Source organism: Chryseobacterium echinoideorum (genome assembly GCF_007474535.1).
GTDB classification, from domain to species: domain Bacteria; phylum Bacteroidota; class Bacteroidia; order Flavobacteriales; family Weeksellaceae; genus Chryseobacterium; species Chryseobacterium echinoideorum.
Genome location: NZ_VKNW01000001.1, coordinates 366,538 through 387,254, shown reverse-complemented (window position 1 = coordinate 387,254; position 20,717 = coordinate 366,538). Strand labels below are relative to the sequence as shown.

Below are 20,717 nucleotides of genomic sequence, written 5' to 3'. Positions count from 1 at the left end.
AATTTGTAAATTTATCTAAATTTGAATTTGAATATTCGGATAATACATTAAGCTTCAAAAATGATCAATCTTATCAGATTTATTCCGTAGCAAATCAATTTTATATTGAAACTCCAAGTTATAATGGTGCGCTTGAAAATATTACTGCTGAAAGAATTAATAATGATGAAAATCTTTTTTATTTATTGTTATTTTTTGGAGAATTTAGTGATGGTGATAATAAAACAAATTTTGAAACGGTTCAAAATGATCATCAAGAAGAGTATAGTAGTTCTGGAGCAGGATGTTCATTCATGAATACTTATTACTCAGTCGGAATTGGTCTTAATCAATCGGCAGCCAATGCTAATTTTATACATAATCTATGGGAAGATATGTGGGGCGAGTATAGTAGCCATTCTCATTGTTGGAGTTTAGGAAGTCCGGAAAAAAGTAATTTTGCTCATGTATATTATGTTTCACAGGCTTTCTGTTGTACAGGATAATTAAACTAATCAATAAAATATGAAACACTTTTCTGTAATTACACCCAATATAATATTATTAGCAACATTTACATTATTAGTTTTGTATTTGTCCGCAGTATATTTTTTAGTAAGAAATAAATCAGGTTTTATTCCTGTAATTATCCTGATTATTTTTCCTATAGTTGGTCCTCTTGCAATTATCTTAAAGAATTTGACTGATAGGAAATAAGACATTCAAATTAATAAAAAATAAGCCTTACAAATTTTGTAAGGCTTTTAGTGGTATTACTCTTTATTGATTATCTTTTCTAATTGTTCACTCAGTTTTACTGCAGAATTTTCGTCAGTAATTATTAGATTAATGATTATTTTTCCTTTTTGAACACCTACTCCGCCCGTACCTGTTTTATCTTTGTTGTCTATATTGTTTGTTACTTGGATTTTTTGATCAGAATTAAAAAGATCCTGTATTTCTACATCAAAAATTTCTGCAATTTTTGGGATGTATTGGGATTTCACATCAGAAGTTTCATTTTCCCAATTGATGTAGGTAACACGGTCTATTTCTAAACGATCCGCAACTTCTTGTTGGGAAAGTTTCTTTTTAACTCTCATTTTTCTAAGATTTGTTCCTATGCTCATATGTATTATTTAAGTAAATTTATGGTTATTTTATTAAACTTAAAATTTTTTCAAAAATTATCTGTTTTTCAAAAACGCATCAACCGTTTTTTTCGCTTCCGCTACATCGTGAACTCGTAAAATTTTTGCACCTTGTTTTAAAACTTTTAGATGAAGTTTTTGAGTTTCTTCATTGATGTCTAAAGCGGATTTCCCCAATGGTTTATAAATGAAAGATTTTCTCGAAATGCCAACAAGCAAAGGAAACTGTCCGAAACCAAAAAACGGTGTTTCATCTATCATTTTCATCTGGTCTTCAACTTTTTTTCCGAAGCCGAAGCCGGGATCCAGAATAATGTCTTTGATGCCTCTTTCCAGTAATCCCTGAATTTTTTTGGTGAAATATAGATTGATAGTTAATACAATATCATCAAAAATAATTTTTTCGTGCATCGTTTCATAAGTAGGATTTACATGCATCAGTATATAGGGAAGTTGGGTTTCGGAGACAGCATCCAGCATATTTTCGTCAAACTGTCCGCCGGAAATATCATTCACGAGATCTATCCCTTCATCATAACCAAAACGTACAGTCTCAGCATAAAAAGTGTCCAAAGAGATTACAGCTTCCGGAAACTTTTTATTTATTTCAGAAATCACTTTCCCGATTCTTTTTATTTCTTCATTGCTGGTAAGAAATTCTGCTTTTGGTCTGGTAGATTGTGCGCCAATATCAATAATTTCAGCGCCTTCTTTCAATAATTTTTCGGCGTGCAGCAAAGCAGATGTTTCATTATTAAATTTACCGCCATCTGAAAACGAATCAGGAGTAAGATTAAGAATTCCCATGATTTTTGGGGAGCTCAAATCCACCAGTTTTCCATTGCAGTTAATTGAATGAAAATTGGAAGGTAAAAAAGAATGATTATTATGAGACATCAGTTCAGATGATTTTATTAAGCAAAATTAAGCTAAATAAGGTTACCTCTCAACCCGGATTTATTCTTTTGATATTTTTAAATGAATTAATTTTAATTTAAAGATTAATTTTATACCACCCCGTCAAAAATTTCCCTGAAATTTTCGCCACCAGTGCCTCAATATTATTAATTGATTTTTTGTTCGGCGAATCTCGTCCCTCGATTTCCAAAGAAGGGGAATTTTAAAACTCCAAATACTTAGGCTATCAAATTTTTAAATGATCTAACTCTATAACCTAATCTCCTGTCTTGAAAACAAAATTTTGTATCTTTGAAAGATTAAGGAAATGTATGTCAAAAACTTCAGAACAGTTTGGTGAAATTATCTCGGAATGCAGAGATTTATTCAGTAAAAAACTTCAGGATTATGGTGCGGCATGGAGGGTTTTGCGCCCAAGTTCAATTACTGACCAGATTTATATTAAAGTCAATAGAATCCGTACTTTACAGATGACGGATGTGAAAATGATTGATGAAAGCGAGGAAGGAGAATTTGTCGCAATTGTCAATTATTCCATCATCGGACTTATTCAGCTTGAAAAAGGACTTTCGGATGATTTTAATGAAAATAAAGAAGAAATTTTACAACTTTACGACAAGTATGCTTTTGAGGCTCAGTCTTTAATGGAAAAGAAGAATCACGACTACGGTGAGGCGTGGCGTGATATGCGAATTTCTTCTATTACAGATTTAATTTATCAAAAAGTTTTAAGAACCAAGCAGATAGAGGATAATCAAGGAAAAACCCTGGTTTCTGAAGGTCTGGATGCCAATTACTTTGATATGCTGAATTATGCGGTTTTCTGCCTGATTAAATTTTCAGAAAAGACACAAAAATCTGAACCTAAAACAATTTAAAAAATGATAAAAAATTTACTACGCTTTATTATTGCTGTTATCTTCATTCTTTCGGGATTTGTAAAAGCAGTTGATTTGGTTGGTTTTTCTTTCAAAATGGTAGAATATTTTTCACCATCTGTTTTCAATATGCCTTTTCTGGAAAAATTTGCACTTGTTTTCTCCGTAATTGTAGTGGTTTTAGAGCTTTTTCTAGGCTTTATGCTTTTGCTGAAAATGAAGCTCAGATTTACACTCTCTGCATTGATTGCCTTGTGTATTTTCTTCGGATTTCTCACCTTTTATTCAGCCTATTATAACGTAGTAACCGATTGCGGATGTTTTGGTGATGCCATAAAATTTACGCCGTGGGAAAGCTTTATAAAAGATATTGTCCTTTTAGTTGGTTTGATCATTTTATTTATTTTGTATAGAAAAGATTTCGTAAAAAAAGATTCATATGGCGCTTACAGCGAAAAGCCTAAAAATAATAAGTTAAAATCCGTGTTTTTTGGTATTACCGGAATGATGGTTTTTATAATGGCTCAGGGAATTATTAACGAACCAATTATTGACTTCAGAGATTACAAAGTAGGAACCGATTTAAAAGCTGAAAAAGAAAAAATAAGTAAGAACCAATCGGTCTACAAAACTTTTTATTCGATGAAAAACACGAAAACAAATGAAATAATCAGAGTAAATCAGGATGATTATGTGAAAGAATCTAAGTATTGGGAAGATGGTACACCATGGAAAATAGAAGAAGGAAAAAACGAATCGGTTTTGGTAAAAGAAGGTTACAAATCTGAAATAGCGAAATTTAAAATTGAAGATCCTACAGGAATAGATTTGACGCAGGAAATCATCAATGCTCCAAAAGCAATTCTTGTTTTTTCTTATCATCCAAAAGAGGTTTCTACTGAGCTTTTGAATAAAGTAGAAACAAAGGTAAAATCTCAGAAAGCCAGTATGGTTTACGGAGTTTCTACCGATCCTAATACCTTCAAAACGATTAAAAACACGATGATGGATGGTACGGCCATAAAAACTATTGCCAGAAGCAATCCGTTTGTGCTAACTTTGGAAAACGGTAAAATTGTTGACAAGCAACCTGCAAAAAATTACGTAGACTAAAGCAGTTTTTTTATCGCTTGAAAAATATAAAATAGAACATTAAACTAAATAAAAACAATGCATAAATCAAATAAATCAATAGCAGGGTATCACTTATTAATGATTCTTTCTTCTGTAGACGGAGAATTTGCACCGGAAGAAGGAATGATGGTTCAGCGTTATCTCGCTGATGAATTTCCGTTTAAAATGAATTTGGATAATGAACTTGAAGTTATCGCCTTGCTTCAGCCTGAAGAATGGAAAGATCACTTTGAGTTTCACGCACGCTGCTTTCTGGAAGATTCTACACAACAAGAACGCATTAAATTTGCTGAGTTTGCCAAATCTTTAATAAAAGCGGATGAGATAGTAACCGAGGAGGAACATACTTTCTATAAACTCCTGAAAAATCTTTGGAAATTAGATTAAAAAAAAGATTTTTCAATATTCGCAATAAATGATAATGAAAATCTTTGCAAACTTTTGCGTAAAAAAATTTCAATATGATTAAAAGCGGATAATCGTAAAAAGATTAGTTATTTAAAAACAACAATAAAATAAACTATGAGAAGAAAAATAGTTGCAGGAAACTGGAAAATGAACAAAAATATCATTGATGCTCAACAATTGATGATGCAATTATTAAGTTATAAAAATAACAATGCTACCAATTGTGAAGTTTGGATTGCACCACCTTCCTTGTACCTGATGATGGCAAAAGATATTTTTGAAAAAGACGAAATCGGAGTTTTTTCCCAAGACATGAGCGAATATGAAAGTGGAGCTTACACAGGCGAAATTTCTGCAGATATGCTTGAATCTATTGATGCAACCGGCTCTTTGATCGGACATTCTGAAAGAAGACAATATCATTCTGAAACAGATGAAAGCTGCAATAAAAAAGTAAAATTGGCTTTAGATAAAGGTTTAATTCCTGTTTACTGCAATGGGGAAACTTTAGAGCAAAGAAAAGCTGGACAGCATTTTGATGTAGTGAAAACCCAGACCGAAACTGCACTTTTCACCCTTTCAGCAGAAGAAATCAAAAAAGTGGTGATTGCTTATGAACCGGTTTGGGCAATCGGTACAGGCGAAACGGCAACTCCGGAACAGGCACAGGAAATCCATGCACACATCAGAAATAGTATTGCTGAAAAATACGGACCGGAAGTTGCTGAAGAGATTTCTATTCTCTACGGAGGCTCTGTAAAACCGGATAATGCTAAAGAAATTTTCTCTCAACCCGATATTGACGGTGGTCTTATTGGCGGGGCTGCTCTCAAATTTGAAGATTTCTCTAAAATTATTGAGGCTTTTAATTAATCCTAAAATAAAAAATTGCATCAGACAAAAGATGGAAAAGTTTTCTTTGCTTTATTCGCAATTCTTTTGTTTGATGTAATTTACTCTGTTTTATATAATGCTGCTCTCACATATAATTAACTGATCAGTTTCATCACTTCAAGAGCTACTTTCAGAGCCTCGGTTCCGTCTTCCAGAGAAACTTCTACATTTTTATTTTCAGTAATAGCTTTAGCAAAAGAATTCAATTCGTCCAAAATAGCATTATTAGGCTGAATGTTTGGATATTCAAATAAAATCTGATTTTTTTCACCTTCTGCATTTTCAATAATCATATCAAATGGAGTAGGATTTTCGGGTGCTTCTTTCATGCGGATTACTTCAGATTTTTTTTCTAAGAAATCAACAGAAATATAAGCGTCTTTTTGAAAGAAACGGCTTTTTCTCATGGCTTTCATAGAAATTCGGGAAGTAGTAAGATTGGCAACGCAACCGTTTTCAAATTCAATTCTTGCATTGGCAATATCAGGTGTTTTGCTCACTACACATACACCGCTTGCGTGAATGTTTTTCACAGGAGATTTTACCACACTCAGCAAAATATCCAAATCGTGAATCATGAGATCCAAAACCACAGAAACATCGGTGCCGCGCGGATTAAATTCAGCAAGACGGTGAATTTCAATAAACATCGGATTCTGAATGTAATCTTTTGCACCAATAAACGCAGGATTGTATCTTTCAACATGTCCAACCTGAGCTTTGATAGCATTTTTCCTGCAAAGAGACACAATTTCCTGTGCCTGCTCCAAAGTTTGTGTAACCGGTTTTTCGATAAAAAAATGAAGACCTTTTTCGATAGCTTTTAATGCGTAATCGTAATGATAGATTGTTGGTGTTACGATATCCAGCATTTCAATTTCATTCAGAAGATCATCAAAATTTTCAAAATATTTGTAGCCAAGCTCAGTTTCCAGCTTCCTTCCGTTTTCTGCATCCTTATCGTGAAATCCGATCAGTTGATATTCTGTAGACTCTTTCAGAAGTCGTAAATGTATTTTTCCTAAATGTCCGGCGCCTACCAAACCTGCTTTTAACATAGCTTTTCAAATTTTTGTAAATATAATAATTTGTTGTCGGTTGTCGGTTGACAGTTGACAGAAATTTAAAAACCATCCGCTAACATCTATCAACAAATAACAAAATTTCTTATTTTTGTGATATGGTAGATTCATTTGTACACAAGGGTAAAAGAAAGAATTTGATTGAATATCTCAGACGGAAAATCGAGATTTCTGATGAAAATGTTCTTGCTGCAATGAATGCTGTTCCGAGGCATCTTTTTATCGAAAGTATTTTTGAAGATTTCGCATACGAAGATCGCGCTTTTCCTATTTTGGCACACCAGACGATCTCTCATCCTTCAACAGTAGCAGAACAGTCTGAACTTCTACAGCTTAAACCTGGAGAAAAAATCTTGGAAATCGGGACAGGTTGCGGTTATCAAACAGCAGTTTTAATTGCCATGGGAGCTTTAGTTTATACCGTAGAAAGACAAAAAGATTTGTTTGATTTTTCTAAAAATAAACTTCGTGAAATGAATTTTTATCCAAAGTTTCAGAATTTCGGAGATGGTTTTGCTGGTCTTCCAACTTTTGCTCCGTTTGATAAAATTATTGTGACCTGCGGAGCTTCGGTTTTACCTACAGAACTTTTAAAACAACTAAAAGTGGGCGGTAAAATGGTCATTCCTCTCGGACCAACAGATGAACAGGTTTTGTACAGATTTACCAAAATCTCCCCAACAGAAATTGAAAAAGAAGAATTCGGAGCTTATAAATTTGTTCCGATGCTCAATAATACGAATCAGTAGCGATGATAAATCCTGAAATTAATCAATATAACGAAAATCAACAAAATTCAGATAAAGACATTTGCTGTTTTCTTGCGGATTTAATTGGTGATGATCTTCATGAAGCCGAAAGTAAAATATGGCATTCGCATCCGGTCTGGTTTTTAGATGGAAATCCTATTGTTGGCTATAGCAAACAGAAAAATGGAATTCGTCTTATGTTTTGGAGTGGAAAATCTTTTGATGAAGAACAATTGAATATAGAAGGAAATAAATTTCAGGATGCATCACTATTTTACAGCCATTTGAATGAGATTAATAAAGATGACCTTTTGCGCTGGCTTCAGAAATCGAAAGAAATTCAGTGGGATTATAAAAATTTAGTCAAAAGGAAAGGAGAATTAATTCGCTTAAAATAAAAGCTTCTGTGTAATTGGAATCATTTTTGTCTTCATAGTTTTATACCAAAAAAAATAACATTATGGAAGACAACACCAACGAACAAGACAGAAAACTAAAGGAAATGGATTATAATCCCGGAGAAGATATTTTCAACAGAGAAAAGCATATTCCTTTAGATGGAAACGGAAATCCTATTACCAATCCAAATCATGTAAATGATGAAATGCCTTACGGATTGGATGTTCCGGGAGCGGAAGATGATGATAATTTTGAACAGATCACAAGTCATATTCCCGATGAAGAAAACAAATTTTATAGCAGAAGTGACAATGAAGATGATCACGAAGAGATCAACGAAGATGTAATATAAAATTTTATCGTGGAACTTGTTTAAAAAATGAAAACTTTGTATAAAAAGTAACTTAGAAATAAAAATATTGCCCACATTCGTTACTACCAAGTATCTTCTCTGTCGCCATTGCAGAAGGACATAAATTATATATTAATTATTTGAAATTTACAATTGAACAATACCGAATATGAATCATGGTCTTTCAACACGAAAGAATTGCCAAAGAACATTCGGATAAATTTAAAACTCCAAAAAGTAAAATTTTTGGAGTTTTTTTTAAAATAATTCACTCTAACCATCAGAAAAATTAACATTTATTGTAGATCAAAAAAATGATACAACTGTTTAATTTTCAAAACATTACCATGTAAAAGTTTTTAAATTTTTACCACAGTATATTCAATTCATAATCTGATATTAGAAAAATCACTTACAAATGGTTAAATTTGTACATGAATAATCTAATACTGAATTTATATTTTTAACTGAAATTCAGTATTTGATTTATTTAATTATGCCAAAAAGCTGATCAGAATATGAAAATCTCCAATTACGGATTTATCCGTTGTTTAGTCTGCGTTGTGATTTTATTCACCCTTGTGTTTTCATTAGCCGTTGTCTTCTTTTCTAAGGAATCAACATCATATATTATTCTGGCTTTATTTTGTGCCATTATGATCTTTTTAATATGGCGTATTCAAAGTGTAACGTATGAAGTATCAGGAAGCTGTGTAACCATAAGGAAATATCATCCCTTTTCATTTAAGAAGTTTTATCATCCTTATATAGAACTTCCACAATCAAGTATCTGCAATTATAAAGTATCTTCCTATTATGGAATAACGAAACTCACGTTAAAGATTAATACTAGCAGAAAGAAAGATTTCAAAATAACCATTTATCTGCTGGGTTTCAGTAATAGCCAAAACAAAAAAATAAAATCTTCACTGCAGACGATTGTAGCCAGTCATCATTAATAAATTTGTTTGGAAAACTTTAAATATAATTTTAGGGAAAAATAAAATTTGCTCATCCTATTTAAAGAAAATGTAAATACATCACTTTATTTACGACACTCTTACAACATTTTTATTAAAATTTAACTTTAGCTTCAATGTTGGTTTTAAATTTAAATTAAAAAAAACATTATTTTTGCAACAAGAAAATTGGTAGATTGTTGTTTTTATCTGTACATTGGCAACATATACCAAACTATTAAATTTAAAACCACATGAAAAAAATAATTTTACTTTTCACTTTTTGTATAGGATTTTTAGCTTTTTCTCAGATAAAAGTACTCAAAAATGAAGCTTTGGTAGAGATAGGAAAAGATAATTCTGTCGGTCTTTATAAAAAGGAAAATAGATTTACATTCAATTACCAGGATATTAATACCAGTAATCTCAATACATTCAGGTCTTTTTCATTTAATGACCTTAACGGTGACGTGAGTGATCTTTACAAAATGATCAATGATGGCTTTATTGATGAGCCAACAGGAAATATTACTCTGGAACTTCCAAATGATATTATCGAATTACATTTTGAGAAAAACTATGGTCAGCCTACCATGCAGTTTATACAGTACATCAACAAAAATAAGAAGTATGTAGGAAAATCTCAGTTTCTAAACAAAAAGCAGGTAGATAAGATCTTTGGTATCGGTACTTCAAAAGAAAACATGTATAAGAAATCTATTGTAAAGCAGACTCCTGTAAATGCTGTCTCCAACAGTTCTAATAACGCAGTTCAGAATTCAACAACACGTGAATCTGTAAAAACAAAAAAAAACAGAAAATAACTTAAATTGTTATAGTATAATAAGCTCATTCTACCGGAATGAGTTTTTTTATTTATATTTTTGCTAAAATATTTTTTACAATATGTCTCTTCAGGTTATCAATCTAACAAAGAAATTTGGTGAGCAGACTGCTCTTAACAATATTAATATTTCTATTGACAAAAATGAAATCATTGGTCTTCTGGGTCCCAACGGAGCAGGCAAATCTACTTTGATGAAATCTATTGTCGGCGCATTGAAAATTGATGAAGGTGAAATTGTTTTTAATGGAAAAAATATCTCCGATAACGAAATTGAATCTAAGAAAAACATAGGTTTTCTTCCTGAAAACAATCCGCTTTATCTGGAAATGTATGTAAAAGAATATCTGCAATTTGTCGCTGATATTCACAAAATCCCTCACTCCAGAATAGATGAAGTTATTGATCTGGTAGGAATTACCCCTGAAAAATCTAAAAAAATAGGTCAGCTTTCCAAAGGATACAAACAAAGAGTCGGTTTGGCACAGGCTATCATTCATCAGCCTGATTTACTGATTCTGGACGAACCAACCAACGGACTGGATCCTAATCAGATTCTTGAAATACGAAATGTAGTAAAAGAAATTGGAAAAGAAAAGACGGTTTTGCTTTCAACACACATCATGCAGGAAGTTGAGGCACTTTGTACGAGAGTAATCCTCATTCATAAAGGAAATATTATTCAGGATTGTAATATTGAAGAATTTAAAGGTAAATTTACAAGTCTTGAAGAGGCTTTTGCCAACTATACTCAATCTGCAGCAATCGAATAAGAAAAATTTATAAAAAAGCCGGCTTATACATTTATAAGCCGGCTTTTTCATTTTATCATGTTGCTACTCCTTAATTTCTACTTCTATACCTTTGGTATTTGCATTCATCTGCGGAGCATAATAGTTCTGGACTGTCGTAATTCCGTTTGAAAATTTACCCGATGCATTCGCAAAGTAATCATATTCAAATACATATTTTCCTTTCGGCATATACTCAATATAAAAATTGGAAGACGCATCTTTTGTGGATTGGTAATATCCCAAATTGTTTTTCCACTGATATCCCGAAATCACATCCAGCGGCTCGAATCCCGCAGCTCTCATATCTTTGATGTGAATAAATTCCATTGGTCGATCTGTATTCAGAATCATTCTTACCGTTACTTTATCACCAACTTTCAGTGGAGTTTCTGTCGTAATTTCCTGCAACTCTTCACCATTTACCGTTTTGATTTTTTTATACAATTCTTTTGAGACAGAAATATAATTTTCGGAAGATTTTATTTTGTTTAAACTCTCATAGTATTGCCAGAATAATCCTCCCTGAACAATTCCTGCACCCGGTTTTGTAACAGTGACAGTTGCCAAGTCTTTATCTAAAACATCTGTTTTTACAGCAGATTTCACATAACCTGTTGCCTGAGTTTCCGGTTTCAGTTCTTTTCCGCCCCAAATGATGGTTGCTTTGTCGCTTTCTGATGTCACCCATGATTTTCCTGAATTTAAAATCGTAAAAATCACTTCTGCCGTTCCTCTTGAACTTCCCCAAGAACTGACTTCTTTTTGTGTAATCAGCCAGATTTTCATGTTTTCAATAAATTTCTGATCATTCGGTTTCAACTTGTTGAAAGCTTCCAAAGCTCCTGCATGATTCACTACTTTCGAACTGAACCAACCCCAATCGTCCAGATTTTGCTTCCAGTAAACACCCTGAGTTTTTGAATCTACAGAAGTTTCTTTTAAATACTTTAATAATTTATCCGATACATCTTTCAAACCATAATCATTCATCAATAGTGCTGCACGATGCAACCCGAAGAAGGTAAAATCTGTAATTTTTGCAGTTTTTGCTTTCTGCTTCACTAAAGTTTTTAGGGTAGCTCCTTTTCCTTTTAAAGGATAATCTTTCTCCCAGTAATTTCTCGTATCGAGGTAGTCTAAGCTCCAATTTGTCCAGACGTTTTCTTTTTTTACATCATAATATTTATCAATTTCATTGTCTACATATTTCACCAAATTGGCAACCAATTCTTTTTGTTGTGAACTTTGATAATCTTTCATATTTTCTTTTAACCAAGAATTGATTTTTCCTAAATTTTTAAGAATATACAAAGAAGTAGAATATGAACTCGGGTAACCAGAATACCATGAAAAACCACCATCCGGGTTTTGCAGTTTTTTGAAATCGTCCCAATCCTGATTAATCGAATTTTTCATGGTATTGGCATCAAACAGCAAGGCTAATTTTGCCATTTGTTCTGCTTCATTCTTACTTTCCAAAACCCATGGAGTTTCTTCCAGTAAAAGCTGTTTCAATTCCTGATTTTTTTCAAGATTTGAAGTTAGTAATCCTTTATTTTGATATTCTTCAAAAACAGTTTTCAGTTTAGGATTGGCCTTAAAAATTTCAGAAGCCAAAACATCTGCAAACCATTTATTAAAGATAACATCGGCAGAATTATTCTGATCATTTTTCAGACTTGGAAGTGCAAACATGATTTCCCAAATCGGATTCGTTGTCAGTTCCAGCGTATTTGAAACATTGGAAATCGTTGTAGAATTAACATTTTTAAGATTTTCTAAAACAAACGTTTTCGTTTCACCTTCTTTCACAAAAACAGGAACGGCTTCGGTAACCAGCATTCTGTTGGGAAGAACAGCAACAGCTTTTTGTTCACCATCAGAATATTGTCCTGCTTTTGCTACAACTTTCAGAATAATGGAAGAAATATCATTCGGAACTTTTATTTTCCAAGTTATAACTGTATTCCCGTTATCCTCTAATGAAAAAGCTTGTTCATTATTAAAACCTGAAACTGCAGTAATTTTGCTCAAACCAAATTTTTCAGAAACATCTTCATTGGTAAAAGCATCCAAAATTTGTAATTGTGCAAAACCATTGAGTTTTTTCGATGTTAAATTGGACAATTTTGACTGAAGATTCAATTCATCGCCTTCTCTCAAAAATCTTGGATAATTTGGAGTTACCGAAAATTCTTTCTGTGTTATCACTTCCTTTTCCAAAGTTGCCGCTCTCGCATCTTTTGTATGAGCAAGAAACATTAATTTCCATTTGGTTAAAGCTTCGGGAGAAGTAAATTCAAAGTTCACATTTCCTTCGGAATCTGTTTTTAAATCTGGATAAAAGAAAGCGGTTTCGTTGAGGTTTTGCCGAACAGAGATTTTATTTAAAGGCTCATTAGAATTATCATCATCAATTGGTAAACCATCTGGTCCAATCCTCTCATCTGTAACATCGGTAAATTGTTTTATCTCTTCCTCTGTCAATTGTCTTCCTGAATTTAAAATTTCAACCGCCTGATCATCTATTCGCAAAGATTGCAATTTCATTTTTGGAGAACCTGCAACTTTCGGGGCTCTCACTGGAGAAGGAACAGCACTGTTATACACCGAAATTCCAGCAGCTTCTCCTCGCATAGAATTTAAAACACTATAACGATCAAACCAGTTAAATTGAGGAACATCAACATATTTTTCATTATAATATTTCATTCTTTTCTGATAATATTTTTGAGCAAGATTTTCTCTCCTATCATAAGAACTAAAGAACGAGTAAGGTGTATATAACTTCTCCCAATTAAAGCTATTTACAGCAAACTGATCCAAAGACATATCATACATATTGGCTAAAACTTCTGCATTGATCTTCTCTTTTTCATTTCCCGAAATTTTCACCGACCATTTTTCTTTAGAATTTGGCTCAATTTTGTCTCTAAAAGTTACTGTTTCTATTTTTAACGGCTGTTCCGAATCTTTTATTTTTAAATTAATTGTTTGTGTCTGCACATCATTAAATGCCACCACCTGAAACTGAATGTTGAGATTATTTACATTTTTTTCTTTCGGAATATCTACAGCATATTCTAAAATACCGTTTTTAAATTGATGATCCTCAGAAATCGTTTTTCCCGAACCATTTTGAACAAAAATAGTAACCAAAGCATCAGGAATTGCAGAATAAACATAGACTTTTGCTTTCTCGCCTCTTGAAAATTCAGTTTTGGGTTCCAAAACGGTTAAGAATGTTTTCTGATTGGGTTTGAGAGATTTTTTGTCCCAAACACTGAAATTTTGAACAGATTTTATCGTATCTCTTCCTTCAATATTGTATAGCTCAAGTTGATAATACCCTGCTTCCAGTTTTCCGAGGTCGAGAGATTCTTCATTTCGCTTTACTCCGTTTAGAATAACAGAAGAAGATGACCAATTTTTAGTTTCATCATTCTTATCGAATCGATCATGCGGAAACTTTCTGATAAATTCTTCTTTTGAAAACTTCGGTAAGTTCTGAACTTCATTTTTAAAGTTGTCTCTGAAAATCCTGTTTGGAGTTTCAAGTTTTGATAATTTAACCTGATAAGGTTTCTTTAAATTTTGTTCGTTATAATTTTTAGTTTCTACTTTCAGTTTTACGTTTTCGTCTGCAAATACATTATTCAGTTGATCTGCTTTTATGTAATGTGAAACCGAAGAAACTTTAAGATTAGTATTTGCAGACTGCGTCTCGCCATTAATATCGGTGACAGAAGCAGTGATTTGATAATTATCAATCTGAATACCTTCTATTTTTTCATCTTTTTTAAGGTCTAATTTTATGGTAAATTCACCTTTTTCATTGGTTTTAGCTTCTCCAAGAATTGAGTTTTCATTTTCATAATTATTGGGATACCACGGAAAATATCTCCATCTGATATTTTGCTTTCTGATTTCATAATTTACATTGGTATTGCTCAGCGCAACTCCCGAAAACATCATGGCTTTACCTTTCAGTTCGATGGTTTGCCCATACTTATACTCCTTTTTTACAGGCTCAAAAGTCACTTCAAACTTAGGACGTTTGTACTCTTCAACCCTTAAATAAGCAACCCCTAAATATTCCATATCATTATCACCTTTGTCAACAGATAAGGTAAACTGACCATTTAATTTCCCTTTAGGAAGAACAAAACTTCCGTGATAAGATCCAAATTCATTCGTTGTAAATACCTGTGAACTTACTTCTTCGCCATTAAAATCTTTCAGTGTGATTTTTTGCTTTAGATTGGCTACAACACTTTCTTTCTGTTGAGTAAGTTTGGTATTAATTACTTTAAAATAAACAGTTTGTCCGGGTCTGTAGATTGCCCGGTCTAAAAATATCTGTGCTTTTTCTAAATGATCATTTTCATAATTTTTTGCTGCAATATATTGACTTCCGTAAACCTCAAACAACTGATAATCATTGCTTTTTGGCTGATAAACCAAAAAAGTTCTGTAATAATCTTTACTCTCGGTTGCAGGAAACTTAAAAATCCCTTTATCATCAGTTTTTCCATCAACTTTATTAAGTGTTTTGTTCCGAACAAATTCATAAAATGTAAGTCTTTCATTAAGAATAGGCTTACCGTTTTCTGCATTCACCAGTTTCATTTCATTTTGAAGTTGATTTTTTTCGTCTTTGTTTTGATAGATGATTTTATTACCAGAAACTAAAAAATAAAAATTTTGTTGTTGCTTTGATTCTTTATCTTCCAAACCTTCCACTGAATATTCTGCCACATAAATTCCTGACGGAAGCGGTTTTATTTCTAATGAGGTTTTATGAAGCTTATAATCTTTGGGATCATTCAGCTGGAAAACATCTTTTCTTACCAAAGATTTTTTTACTTTTCCAAAAGCCTGATTGTAAGAGTTTTCCGCATATTGTAAAAATGACAAATAATCGTCTTTTATTTCATACAGATCTATTGTAAAGTGAGATACATTTTTAAACTCAGCAACCAGATGAATCGGTAACTGGGGTTGAGTCTGTTGCTCGTATTTCAGACTCAAATAAGGATTTTCAATTTGATTTTCAATATTTTTGATATTATCTAAGAATTCTGACTTTGGATATTGTTTTTTGATAGATTCAGCAAGCTGTAAAGCTTCTTTCTGCTTATTTTCGGCAATTAATCTGTTCATTATTTCTTCTGCAATCAAAACTTTATAATCTCCGTCAATATTTATTTTCATTAAATCCTGAAGCTGCTCCAGCTTGTCTTTGCATGAATTGAAATTACAGTTTTCAACTATTTTCTGATGCATAAAATACAGCTTAGAATTTCCTGTATTCTGAGTAATTAAATCATTAAAAACTGTATTGATTAAGTTTCTGTTTTCCGACAGTTCGTTCTTGGTAAACAAACCATTATCGGATAAAAATTCGGTTTTTCTCAGAGAATACCAATCAAACAAAGTCGGGAAATAATTTATATTTTCAGCCTTAAAAAAAATGTCTTTGTATTTGGATAAAGAAATCTTTTTCATTGCCTGACTTTGCAAATCCAAGTCTTTAAAACTTTTGGAAAGATAATTCTTAAAATCAAGTTTGCTCCATGTTTCAATTTGTGAAACATCCTGAGAATTCATATTGGTTCTTCCGGAAATTTCCCATGAATGCTCATTATAATAATCGAATGTAAACCCCGATAACAAAACTTTGTAAACCAAAAGATCATCTCCTTTCAGACTGTTGCCGGAATTCTGAAGTTTTGCAAAAAATTTTGAAACTGAATCATTTTTATCATCATCAGAAGTTTGATTGACGATACTGAACTCCGCTTTCAGAGAGCGGATCAACTGTGTTGCATTATTTTCTTTCATCGCTTTATTCTGAATTTCCAAAACAATCGGTAAACTAGATTTGTAACCTCCGTTCTGACTGTTTTGCTGAATTTTTTTCCATTGCTGATCATAATAATTTTGCGAAAAAACCTCTGCGAAGCTCATTAAAAGGACGAACAGGAACAAAATCTTGGAATATCTTTGCATAAGTATTATTTTTACTAAATGAATTGCTTAAAAGTACTGAAAAAATCCGTTATAGACAGCCAGCTATACGTCTCTTTAATGGGAACTTTTTTTGCAGTTTTTTTCATGCTTGAGCAAAATACGTTCCGTTATCCCACAGTTTTTCTTATTTTCATCACCTACTTCAGTGGCTATCTCTACACGAAATATCAAAAAACAAAATATTTTTACAAAATTCTCATTCTCAATATTTTGACAGGCATCATTTCTTCCGTTTTAATTATATTTAATCATAATGAAATACGTTTGCTAAAATGGTTGATTATTGTGATTTTAGGACTGCTGTATAATAGTTTTTTTCTTGAAAATTACATACGGAAAATTCCTCTACTTAAAGTATTTTATGTGGGATTAGTATGGGGATTGGTAAATAGCTGGCTTACTTTGCCTGCATTTGATTTCCCAATATTTATGATCAGTTTTTTCTTTATTACAGCATTGGTTTTACCATTTGATATCCGTGATATGAAAAGTGACACTGTACAAACTTTCCCAAAATTGATTGGAGTACAGAATACTAAATATCTCGCTTATGTTTTGGTTTTTATATCCGTCATTTTATCTATTTTTTATCTGAAGTTTCAATATGGACTAAGTCTATTTTTAACTGCAGTTATTACTTTTATTTTCATATACTCTTCTGAAAGCAAACGAAATGATGCTTATTTTTCTTTTGGAGTTGAAACTTGCTCTGTACTTCCTTTTTTATTTTTAATAATATTGGAGTATTTTTGACGAATGATTATCAGGAAACTCTCCCTTTACAATTTCAAAAATCATTCAGAGAAAACGTTTGATCTTTCTCCGCAGATCAACTGCTTTGTGGGAAACAACGGTGTGGGAAAAACCAATATTCTGGATGCTTTGCATTATCTTTCTGTAGGAAAGAGTTTTTTGGGAAATACAGATCTTAATAACATCAAAAAAGATGAAGATTTTTTCTCCATTAATGCAGAAGTTCAAAATGGCAATTCAGAAGACAATATCAAAATTTCCCAACCTAAAGAAGCCAAGAAAATCATCAAAAAAAATGATAAAACATACGACCGTTTAGCAGATCATATCGGTTATCTGCCGAGTGTGATGATTTCGCCTTATGACTCCAACCTCATCTCAGATTCAGGAGAAAGCAGAAGAAAATTTCTGGATGCTATGATCTCGCAGACTGATTCTGAGTATCTTTTTGGCTTAATGCAGTATCAGAAAACCATTCAGCAGAGAAATGCCTTACTCAAATATTTCGCCAAAAACAGAACATGGGATAAAGATTCTTTGGAAATCTATGACGACCCCATCATAAAATCAGGAACACAGATTTATAAAAAGAGAAAAAACTTTGTTGAAAAACTCAATCCGATTGTACAGAGCTTTTATGAAATTATATCCGGCGGGAAAGAAAGTGTTTCTGTGGTTTACGAATCTCATTTGCAGGATGATTCATTTGAAAATTTATTAAAAGAAAGTCTTGATCGCGACAGAATGCTGACGTACACCTCAAAAGGTATTCATAAAGATGATTTGCTTTTTGAAATGGATTCGGTTTTAATCAAAAAAATCGGTTCGCAGGGACAGCAAAAATCATTTCTGATTTCATTAAAGCTAGCACAAATGAGTTTGGTAAAAGAACTCACCGGAAAAACTCCTATTCTTTTACTGGATGATATTTTTGACAAGCTGGATGACATCCGTGTCGCACAGCTGATAAAACTGGTGAATCAGGAAAACTTCGGGCAGATTTTCATCACCGACACACACCGAGAACGTACCGAAAGCGTGGTAAAAAAAATAAATGAGGAAAGTATAATATTTGAAGTATAAAGTCATGAAAAAAAACAAGAAACGTGAATTTCAATCCTCAGAACTGGTAAAATCTTTTGCTAAAATTTATGGATTTGAAGATAAACTGGTGGCTTTTGAAATTAAAGATTTTTTGGAAGATTATCTTGACGAGTCGTTGTTTCAGGAAATTGAAAGTGTAAATCTTGATCAAAAAGTTATTCAGATCAAAATCAATTCACCTTTACTTAAAAATGATTTCAAAATGCGCAGAAGCTTTTATCTGAAAAAATTTCAGGATCAGTTTGGCGAAGACAGATTTACTGATCTTCTGGTTTTGTAGTTTCTTTTATTAGTTTTTTTGCATTTTCATCTAAAACAGAACGAATCGGAAGGAAAAAATTCACGGGACTTTTTCCAAAATACTTAATGATATGAGAAATAATCTTTCTTATTTCTACAGAATTAATTTTTCTTGACCTAAAAGCCAAAATCATCGAAAGCCCAAAACTTACACTGAAATTTGCAAAACCAATAAGAAAAACAGTGGTAACTGCCATTAGAACAGTTTTGAGATCAACATTAAAATCCTTACCATAAATCCCGAGTGCAAGATTCCCTGCTTCAAAACTGATGTGTTTGGTATCAATATGCAACCCTAAAAACGAACCTATAGATGCTGTGATTCCCATTAATACACCAAGCCATACGTAAGACATAATGCCTGCCCAGTTTCTGGCATAGAACAGAGAAAGTCTTTTTGCAAACTGATGCCCAAAAGTATTCGTTATTAAAGGGTTTTTCTCAATCCTCTGTGGAATTCTAAAAAAAACAGTCTTATTCCCTACACTACCAGAGATTATTCCCGATATGAAAAGATAGACTCCCGTAAGCGCACCTTGTGCAATAGCGGATGAAGTGAGAAAATTGAGGTTTTTTAAAAATTTATCCGAATTTTCAGCTGCTAGATTTACTCCTAAAAGAACATCTAACGCATAAATAATAATCATTGCAACAGGAAAGCTCATCAATACATTTCCCATAAAAGCAATAAACTGGCTTCTGAACAGTTTTGAAACCAAATGTGCAAAATCCCAATAGTTTCTTTTGGTATTTTTTACATCAGACAATACTCTCGCCATTGTAGTCGCCGTCATAGACGGCTGCTTTGTAGCCAGCGCAAAACCCATTAAAAAAATCATGATAAACCCCATTACATAATTAAAAGAGAATAAAAACGCATGGTAAAACTCACTGCCCGGCAAGTATGAATAAATCATCTTCAGAATACATAAAGCTCCTACAATAATCCCCCCACCTGCTGCTTTTCGAAGCATTTTAAAATATTCTTTGGAAGAAGACGTAATGTAGCCAGACCCGGTCTCTGCCGTGTGAGAGGTAATAAGATGAGAAATGAGTGTAGTACTGTCATTTACCAGATCACGTATATTATTTTTATGAGATTTGTAAATTAGAATATTAAAAATAAGCTGTTTTGATTTCTTAATAACATCTTGCTCATCATCAATAACCAAAAAATTCAATATTTCAAGAATTCTCCGAACCTGTTGGCGAATTTTAAGCAACGAATGATTAATCTTTCCTGAAATACCATACTTTGAAGAATTTTTAAAAGCAATATTCACAAAATCAAGACACTGCTGAATGTAGATTTTAATCTGTTTATAATGACTGTCTTTTGAGTTGAGCTGATGATCGGGCTTCTGATTAAAATTTTCTGCAAGTGCTTCAAGCTCGTTCTGTAAGGCAAGAAAAGGATTATCAAAATTTCGGTATTCAGGAGCCATCTTAATCACCTCTACTTCGAGAGCCATCCCGGTCACACGCCAGGAAAGAATATTCATCGAAAAAACAAGGTCATTTTTAACTCTGGGTTTTATAATAAAATTATCAATCTGCAGCAGTCTCAGAAAATCATCAAAATCTTCTTCAGGAATATTTTGAAGGTACTCCAAATCCTGTTTGGGTCTGAAACTTACATTATCAATAAGATACCAAACTGTATTTTCATTTTCTACAGGAGGCAAAACTTTATTTAAAATTCTCTTTTTTAGTTCAGGAAAAAAAGCATTTTCAGATAAAATACTTGCTTCCGTTAATGAAAGATTAAAGGGTCTTTCAGAAAAAACTCGGTAAAGATAGTCTCTGAAGTTATCCGCAAAATGTTGATTTTGTTTGAGGAAATTAAGAACATCCGTAAAATCTGCTTTCTTTATTGCCTCCAAAAACTCTGTTAAAGGTTCCAAAGAAGCAGTTTCGTTCTCAAAAGAAAAATACTTTTTAAGAACAGATTTGAAGTTCCCGGTATTTGAACTAAAAAATTTCATT

19 protein-coding genes are annotated in these 20,717 nt (G+C 32.6%); 14 read left to right on the top strand and 5 right to left on the bottom strand.

Translation table 11 applies throughout. The features are described from left to right. Positions 1–293 precede the first annotated feature (293 nt). Entirely contained in the window at positions 294–485 is a 192-nt protein-coding gene (locus tag FOL89_RS01565; protein WP_144281089.1) for a hypothetical protein, read from the top strand. Positions 486–752: 267 nt separating this feature from the next. On the opposite strand, the gene FOL89_RS01560 is transcribed toward FOL89_RS01565, so the two are convergent. Beyond that, entirely contained in the window at positions 753–1,109 is a 357-nt protein-coding gene (locus FOL89_RS01560) for a helix-turn-helix transcriptional regulator (RefSeq protein ID WP_144281088.1), read from the bottom strand. 57 nt (positions 1,110–1,166) lie between these two features. Beyond that, positions 1,167–2,027, bottom strand: a complete 861-nt coding sequence (gene folP, locus FOL89_RS01555; RefSeq protein WP_228444841.1) for a dihydropteroate synthase — start codon at positions 2,025–2,027, stop codon at positions 1,167–1,169. 332 nt (positions 2,028–2,359) lie between these two features. Between folP and FOL89_RS01550 the strand changes: the two genes are divergently transcribed. From FOL89_RS01550 to tpiA, 4 genes are all read left to right on the top strand, one after another. Beyond that, a complete protein-coding gene (locus tag FOL89_RS01550; protein ID WP_144281087.1) occupies positions 2,360–2,926 on the top strand; it encodes a DUF1599 domain-containing protein in 567 nt (188 codons plus the stop codon). A gap of 3 nt (positions 2,927–2,929) precedes the next feature. Then, the gene (locus FOL89_RS01545) at positions 2,930–4,039 is read left to right on the top strand and encodes a BT_3928 family protein (RefSeq protein WP_144281086.1); all 1,110 of its coding nucleotides are present in this window, start codon (positions 2,930–2,932) and stop codon (positions 4,037–4,039) included. 57 nt (positions 4,040–4,096) lie between these two features. Continuing rightward, entirely contained in the window at positions 4,097–4,447 is a 351-nt protein-coding gene (locus FOL89_RS01540) for a TerB family tellurite resistance protein (protein WP_144281085.1), read from the top strand. Between the two features lie 135 nt (positions 4,448–4,582). Further along, complete coding sequence (gene tpiA, locus FOL89_RS01535; RefSeq protein ID WP_144281084.1) at positions 4,583–5,341, top strand: triose-phosphate isomerase; 759 nt, start codon at positions 4,583–4,585, stop codon at positions 5,339–5,341. 116 nt (positions 5,342–5,457) lie between these two features. Here tpiA and FOL89_RS01530 read toward each other — a convergent pair whose 3' ends face one another. After that, positions 5,458–6,420, bottom strand: a complete 963-nt coding sequence (locus FOL89_RS01530) for a Gfo/Idh/MocA family protein (RefSeq protein WP_144281083.1) — start codon at positions 6,418–6,420, stop codon at positions 5,458–5,460. A gap of 122 nt (positions 6,421–6,542) precedes the next feature. Between FOL89_RS01530 and FOL89_RS01525 the strand changes: the two genes are divergently transcribed. The 6 genes from FOL89_RS01525 to FOL89_RS01500 all read left to right on the top strand — a co-directional run bounded on the left by FOL89_RS01525 (position 6,543) and on the right by FOL89_RS01500 (position 10,520). Then, positions 6,543–7,193, top strand: a complete 651-nt coding sequence (locus FOL89_RS01525; RefSeq protein ID WP_144281082.1) for a protein-L-isoaspartate(D-aspartate) O-methyltransferase — start codon at positions 6,543–6,545, stop codon at positions 7,191–7,193. A 2-nt stretch (positions 7,194–7,195) separates the two neighbouring features. Then, positions 7,196–7,591, top strand: coding sequence for a DUF1801 domain-containing protein (locus tag FOL89_RS01520; RefSeq protein WP_144281081.1), 396 nt, complete (start codon positions 7,196–7,198; stop codon positions 7,589–7,591). Positions 7,592–7,653: 62 nt separating this feature from the next. After that, positions 7,654–7,944 (top strand): hypothetical protein, encoded by a 291-nt coding sequence (locus FOL89_RS01515; protein WP_144281080.1) that lies wholly within the window; start codon positions 7,654–7,656, stop codon positions 7,942–7,944. Between the two features lie 518 nt (positions 7,945–8,462). Next, positions 8,463–8,903: a hypothetical protein gene (locus tag FOL89_RS01510; RefSeq protein ID WP_144281079.1), complete on the top strand. Its 441-nt coding sequence runs from the start codon at positions 8,463–8,465 to the stop codon at positions 8,901–8,903. A 254-nt stretch (positions 8,904–9,157) separates the two neighbouring features. After that, entirely contained in the window at positions 9,158–9,727 is a 570-nt protein-coding gene (locus tag FOL89_RS01505) for a hypothetical protein (protein ID WP_144281078.1), read from the top strand. Between the two features lie 82 nt (positions 9,728–9,809). Further along, on the top strand, positions 9,810–10,520 hold the full coding sequence (locus FOL89_RS01500; protein WP_144281077.1) for an ABC transporter ATP-binding protein: 711 nt from the start codon (positions 9,810–9,812) through the stop codon (positions 10,518–10,520). Positions 10,521–10,583: 63 nt separating this feature from the next. Here the strand turns inward: FOL89_RS01500 and FOL89_RS01495 are convergent, their stop codons facing one another. After that, a complete protein-coding gene (locus FOL89_RS01495) occupies positions 10,584–16,553 on the bottom strand; it encodes an alpha-2-macroglobulin family protein (protein WP_144281076.1) in 5,970 nt (1,989 codons plus the stop codon). An 18-nt stretch (positions 16,554–16,571) separates the two neighbouring features. Here FOL89_RS01495 and FOL89_RS01490 point away from each other — a divergent pair, with 18 nt between their 5' ends. Genes FOL89_RS01490 through FOL89_RS01480 form a run of 3 tightly spaced genes read left to right on the top strand, consistent with a single transcriptional unit; the run spans position 16,572 to position 18,711 of the window. Next, positions 16,572–17,327 (top strand): UbiA prenyltransferase family protein, encoded by a 756-nt coding sequence (locus FOL89_RS01490; RefSeq protein WP_144281075.1) that lies wholly within the window; start codon positions 16,572–16,574, stop codon positions 17,325–17,327. Positions 17,328–17,330: 3 nt separating this feature from the next. Further along, positions 17,331–18,410, top strand: coding sequence for a DNA replication/repair protein RecF (gene recF, locus FOL89_RS01485; protein WP_144281074.1), 1,080 nt, complete (start codon positions 17,331–17,333; stop codon positions 18,408–18,410). 4 nt (positions 18,411–18,414) lie between these two features. Beyond that, complete coding sequence (locus tag FOL89_RS01480) at positions 18,415–18,711, top strand: hypothetical protein (RefSeq protein WP_144281073.1); 297 nt, start codon at positions 18,415–18,417, stop codon at positions 18,709–18,711. On the opposite strand, the gene FOL89_RS01475 is transcribed toward FOL89_RS01480, so the two are convergent. Then, a complete protein-coding gene (locus tag FOL89_RS01475; protein ID WP_144281072.1) occupies positions 18,689–20,716 on the bottom strand; it encodes a recombinase in 2,028 nt (675 codons plus the stop codon). The two genes, FOL89_RS01480 and FOL89_RS01475, sit on opposite strands and share 23 nt — an antisense overlap. Position 20,717: the final 1 nt, after the last annotated feature.

Excerpts from the sequence above, each read along its gene's own strand:
- FOL89_RS01495 (WP_144281076.1), bottom strand. The coding sequence starts at position 16,553 with ATGCAAAGATATTCCAAGATTTTGTTCCTGTTCGTCCTTTTAATGAGC.
- FOL89_RS01520 (WP_144281081.1), top strand. The coding sequence starts at position 7,196 with ATGATAAATCCTGAAATTAATCAATATAACGAAAATCAACAAAATTCA.
- FOL89_RS01475 (WP_144281072.1), bottom strand. The coding sequence starts at position 20,716 with ATGAAATTTTTTAGTTCAAATACCGGGAACTTCAAATCTGTTCTTAAA.
- FOL89_RS01540 (WP_144281085.1), top strand. The coding sequence starts at position 4,097 with ATGCATAAATCAAATAAATCAATAGCAGGGTATCACTTATTAATGATT.
- FOL89_RS01480 (WP_144281073.1), top strand. The coding sequence starts at position 18,415 with ATGAAAAAAAACAAGAAACGTGAATTTCAATCCTCAGAACTGGTAAAA.
- FOL89_RS01560 (WP_144281088.1), bottom strand. The coding sequence starts at position 1,109 with ATGAGCATAGGAACAAATCTTAGAAAAATGAGAGTTAAAAAGAAACTT.
- tpiA (WP_144281084.1), top strand. The coding sequence starts at position 4,583 with ATGAGAAGAAAAATAGTTGCAGGAAACTGGAAAATGAACAAAAATATC.
- FOL89_RS01525 (WP_144281082.1), top strand. The coding sequence starts at position 6,543 with ATGGTAGATTCATTTGTACACAAGGGTAAAAGAAAGAATTTGATTGAA.
- FOL89_RS01490 (WP_144281075.1), top strand. The coding sequence starts at position 16,572 with ATGAATTGCTTAAAAGTACTGAAAAAATCCGTTATAGACAGCCAGCTA.
- FOL89_RS01505 (WP_144281078.1), top strand. The coding sequence starts at position 9,158 with ATGAAAAAAATAATTTTACTTTTCACTTTTTGTATAGGATTTTTAGCT.
- FOL89_RS01530 (WP_144281083.1), bottom strand. The coding sequence starts at position 6,420 with ATGTTAAAAGCAGGTTTGGTAGGCGCCGGACATTTAGGAAAAATACAT.
- FOL89_RS01500 (WP_144281077.1), top strand. The coding sequence starts at position 9,810 with ATGTCTCTTCAGGTTATCAATCTAACAAAGAAATTTGGTGAGCAGACT.
- FOL89_RS01545 (WP_144281086.1), top strand. The coding sequence starts at position 2,930 with ATGATAAAAAATTTACTACGCTTTATTATTGCTGTTATCTTCATTCTT.
- FOL89_RS01550 (WP_144281087.1), top strand. The coding sequence starts at position 2,360 with ATGTCAAAAACTTCAGAACAGTTTGGTGAAATTATCTCGGAATGCAGA.
- FOL89_RS01565 (WP_144281089.1), top strand. The coding sequence starts at position 294 with ATGAATACTTATTACTCAGTCGGAATTGGTCTTAATCAATCGGCAGCC.
- folP (WP_228444841.1), bottom strand. The coding sequence starts at position 2,027 with ATGTCTCATAATAATCATTCTTTTTTACCTTCCAATTTTCATTCAATT.
- FOL89_RS01515 (WP_144281080.1), top strand. The coding sequence starts at position 7,654 with ATGGAAGACAACACCAACGAACAAGACAGAAAACTAAAGGAAATGGAT.
- FOL89_RS01510 (WP_144281079.1), top strand. The coding sequence starts at position 8,463 with ATGAAAATCTCCAATTACGGATTTATCCGTTGTTTAGTCTGCGTTGTG.
- recF (WP_144281074.1), top strand. The coding sequence starts at position 17,331 with ATGATTATCAGGAAACTCTCCCTTTACAATTTCAAAAATCATTCAGAG.